Genomic DNA, 4,148 nt, shown 5'->3' on the forward strand with positions numbered 1-4,148 from the left:
GCGCCCGGCCCGCCGGCGCTGCCGGGACCGCCGGCGCTGAAGCGCGCGCCGCTGCCCATGGCGCGGATCGCGTCGTACTGCTCGCGCTCCCCCGGGTCCGAGAGGACCGAGTAGGCCTCGGAGATGTCCTTGAACTTCTTTTCCGAACCCTCATCCCCCCGGTTGGTATCCGGATGGTGGGTCCGCGCGAGCTTGCGGTACGCCTTCTTGATGTCCGCGTCGGATGCGTCCTTGGAGACACCGAGGATCTTGTAGAAGTCCTTCTCGACCCAGTCCTGGCTAGCCATGCAGGCGCCTCCTTTCAGTTGTCACAAAGTCTATGGGCACCGGCGCCCCCGGACGGTGACGGGTTGGCCTCCGAGCGTCCGAAGGCCAACCCGTCATCAGGGGCTGGGCGCCGTGGCGCCCGCTGCCGGTGTCATTCTGCCGGTACGGCTACCACTACCTGGGCGGCGCGCAGTACCCGGTCGCCGGCCCTGTAGCCCAGGCGCAGGACCTGGCTGACGGTGTCCAGCTCCACCTCGGCGTCGGGCTGCTGCATCAAGGCCTCGTGGATGTTCGGGTCGAATTCGACGCCGGTCTCCTCGATGCGGGCCAGGCCGTAGGTCTTGAGCACACCGTCCAGCTTGGTGGCAATGGCCGCGAACGGTCCGTCCGCGAGATCGCCGTGCTGGCGCGCCGCGTCGATGTCGTCCAAGACGGGCAGCAGCGAGTTCAGCACGCCGATGACGGCCATCTCGCCGGCCACGGCGCGGTCGCGTTCCACCCGCTTGCGGTAGTTCACGTACTCCGCCTGCAGCCGGAGCAGGTCGTTCTTCAACTCCTCGGCCTCCTGCGACGTGCTCCCCTGGGCAACAGATTCCCCGGCCGGGACCTCGGCCCCGTTCAGGATCTGCTCCGCCTGGGCCAGCGCGTCGGCGTCGGCGCCCTGGCCGGCCGCGGGGGTTTCTCCCGCGGCCTGCCCGGCGTTCCCGGCTGCTCCCGAAGCGCCGCGGACCTGTCCGGTTTCCGGATCGATCTTGCGGTTGTCGCGGAAGTTCACCGGCTCGCTCTGGTGTTCTTCTTCGTTACCTTTTTCCGCCATGGTTACTTCTTCTCGTCTTCGTCGACCACTTCGGCGTCCACGATGTCCTCGTCGGCCGCACCGGAGCCGGCATCGGAGGCACCGTCGCCGGCGGCCGCACCGTCACCGGCCGCGCCGGAGGCCTGCGCCTGCGAGTAGATGGCCTCGCCCAGCTTGGTCTGGGATGCCTGCAGCTTCTCGAACGCGGCCTTGACCTCGTCGTCGTTGTCCTGCTTTTCCAGTGCGGACTTCAGGGCGTCGACGTCGGCCTTGACCTCGGTCTTGACCTCTTCGGGCAGCTTGTCGTCGTTGTCGGCGAGCAGCTTGTCCACCGAGTAGGCCAACTGCTCGGCCGAGTTGCGGACGTCGGCGGCCTCGCGGCGCTTCTTGTCCTCGGCGGCGTGCTCTTCGGCCTCCCGCACCATGCGGTCGATGTCATCCTTGGACAGCGCGGTGCCGCCGGTGATGGTCATCGACTGCTCGGCGCCGGTGCCCTTGTCCTTGGCGGACACGTGCACAATGCCGTTGGCGTCGATGTCGAAGGTGACCTCGACCTGTGGCACGCCCCGCGGCGCCGGCGCGATGCCGGTCAGCTCGAAGGTGCCCAACGGCTTGTTGTCGCGGGTGAATTCGCGCTCGCCCTGGAAGACCTGGATGGCCACGGAGGGCTGGTTGTCATCCGCGGTGGTGAACGTCTCGGACCGCTTGGTCGGGATCGCGGTGTTGCGCTCGATCAGCTTGGTCATCACGCCGCCCTTGGTCTCAATGCCCAGCGACAGCGGGGTGACGTCGATCAGCAGGACGTCCTTGCGCTCGCCCTTCAGGACACCGGCCTGCAGGGCGGCGCCAACGGCCACGACCTCGTCGGGGTTCACGCCCTTGTTCGGCTCCTTGCCGCCGGCCATTTCCTTGACCAGTTCGACGACGGCGGGCATGCGGGTGGAGCCGCCGACCAGCACGATGTGGTCGATGTCGGAGACCTTGATGCCGGCTTCCGTGATCACGTCGTGGAACGGCTTCTTGGTGCGCTCGAGCAGGTCCGCGGTCAGGTCCTGGAACTTGGCCCGGCTCAGGTGCTCGTCCAGGTGCACCGGTCCCTCCGGGGTGACGGAGAGGTACTGCAGGGAGATGTTGGTGGAGGAGGCCGAGGACAGTTCCTTCTTGGCCTGCTCCGCCGCTTCCTTCAGGCGCTGCAGGGCGATCTTGTCCTTGGACAGGTCGGCGCCCTTGGACTTGGCCTGCTGCAGCAGGAAGTCGACAACCCGCTGGTCCCAGTCGTCGCCGCCGAGGCGGTTGTCGCCGGAGGTGGCGCGGACCTGGATGGTGGAGAATTCGTCCTCGTCCTTGCCGACCTCCAGCAGGGACACGTCGAAGGTGCCGCCGCCGAGGTCGAAGACCAGGATCAGTTCGTCTTCCTTGCCCTTGTCGAGGCCGTAGGCCAGGGCCGCCGCGGTGGGCTCGTTGACGATGCGCAGCACGTTCAGGCCGGCAATTTCGCCGGCTTCCTTGGTGGACTGGCGCTCGGCGTCGTTGAAGTACGCCGGCACGGTGATGACCGCGTCGGTGACCTTCTCGCCCAGGTAGGACTCGGCGTCGTGCTTGAGCTTCTGCAGGATGCGGGCGGAGATTTCCTGGGCGGTGTAGTTCTTGCCGTCGATCTCCACCTTCCAGTCGGTGCCCATGTGGCGCTTGACCGAGGCGATGGTGCGCTCGATGTTGTTGACGGCCTGGCGCTTGGCGATCTCGCCGACCAGCACCTCGCCCGACTTGGAGAACGCGACGACGGACGGCGTGGTGCGGCCGCCCTCGGCGTTGGCGATGACGGTGGGTTCGCCACCCTCCAGAACTGAAACAACGGAGTTGGTGGTTCCGAGGTCGATACCTACTGCACGAGACATACGCGTGTCCTTCCTTTGCGGCCGCCGCAACGGCCTGGATTACTGTGGCGGCCCGACCCCCGGACTATCCGGGCGGCGCCGCGGTGGCGGCAGCCGATGTGAGCCTTCTGCACTCAAGTTTACTCGGACAACAGGCTTTGTCAATCAAGTTGAGCGCACTGGACTCAACTTCTGCTCCGCCGGGTCCCGCGAGAGGCCCCGGCGGGACAACTTGGCCGGCCACCAGATCTTCGGTCCGAGGTCGTAGGAAAGCGCCGGGATCAGCAGCGACCGCACCAGGACCGTGTCCAGCAGGACCCCGAACGCCACGATGAACGCCAGCTGGACCAGGAACAGGATCGGGATCACCGCAAGCGCGGCGAAGGTCGCCGCCAGCACCACGCCGGCCGAGGTGATGACGCCGCCGGTGGAGCCCAGCCCCCGCAGGATGCCGGGCCGGGTGCCCAGCCGCAGGGATTCCTCGCGCACCCGGGTCATCAGGAAGATGTTGTAGTCGATGCCCAGCGCCACCAGGAACACGAAGCCGAACAGCGGCACCGATGCATCCGCCCCCGGGAAGCCGAAGACATGGTTGAACACCAGCGCCGAGACCCCCAGGGCGGTGAGGTAGGACAGCGCCACGGACAGCACCAGCAGCACCGGGGCCAGGATCGAGCGCAGCAGCAGGATCAGGATGAGCAGGATGACGCCCAGCACCATCGGGGTGATCTTCAGCAGGTCGGCCTGCGCCGTCAGATTGGTATCCAGCGCCACCGCGGTGACGCCGCCGACCAGCGCGCCCGGATCGGCGCCGTCCAGCGCCCCGCGCAGGTCGGCGACGGTGCCCTCGGCGGCTTCGGAGTCCGGCACGTCCCGGAGCGTGGCATTGATCAGCACCCGGCCGTCCAGTTCCACCACCGCGTCGCCGCGGGTGTAAAACTCCGCGGACGCCACGCCCTCCTGGTTGCGGACCACATCCAGCACCTCGTCCCGTGCCGCGGCATCGGCGACGACGACGGCGGGGCTGCCGGTACCGGCGTCGAAGTGCCGGCCCAAGGCCTCCTGCCCGTCGGCGGAATCCGTCTGCACCATCACCAGCTCCGACTGCGGCACGCCGTGCGCCTGCAGTTGCAGCACGCCCAGCGCCCCGGCCACCAGGACCAGCACCGAAGCCAGCCACGTCACCCGCGGCCTGCGGGCAACCAGCC

The 4,148-nt window shown here is 67.9% G+C and carries 4 protein-coding genes; all 4 read right to left on the minus strand.

Annotated elements, in window-relative coordinates; genetic code table 11:
• Nucleotides 1-287: DnaJ domain-containing protein (locus tag AC5RUJ_RS12145; protein WP_494155913.1), on the minus strand; the 287-nt coding region annotated here is incomplete at its 3' end.
• Nucleotides 288-418: 131 nt separating this feature from the next.
• Nucleotides 419-1,084 carry a nucleotide exchange factor GrpE gene (locus AC5RUJ_RS12150; RefSeq protein ID WP_494022349.1) on the minus strand — a complete coding sequence of 222 codons (666 nt, stop codon included), beginning with the start codon at nucleotides 1,082-1,084 and terminating at the stop codon, nucleotides 419-421.
• A 2-nt stretch (nucleotides 1,085-1,086) separates the two neighbouring features.
• Nucleotides 1,087-2,961 (minus strand): molecular chaperone DnaK, encoded by a 1,875-nt coding sequence (gene dnaK, locus AC5RUJ_RS12155; protein WP_494000694.1) that lies wholly within the window; start codon nucleotides 2,959-2,961, stop codon nucleotides 1,087-1,089.
• Between the two features lie 144 nt (nucleotides 2,962-3,105).
• On the minus strand, nucleotides 3,106-4,148 hold a 1,043-nt coding region (locus AC5RUJ_RS12160; RefSeq protein WP_494155914.1), incomplete at its 5' end, for an MMPL family transporter.

Source organism: Arthrobacter sp. Y3223164 (assembly GCF_059091005.1).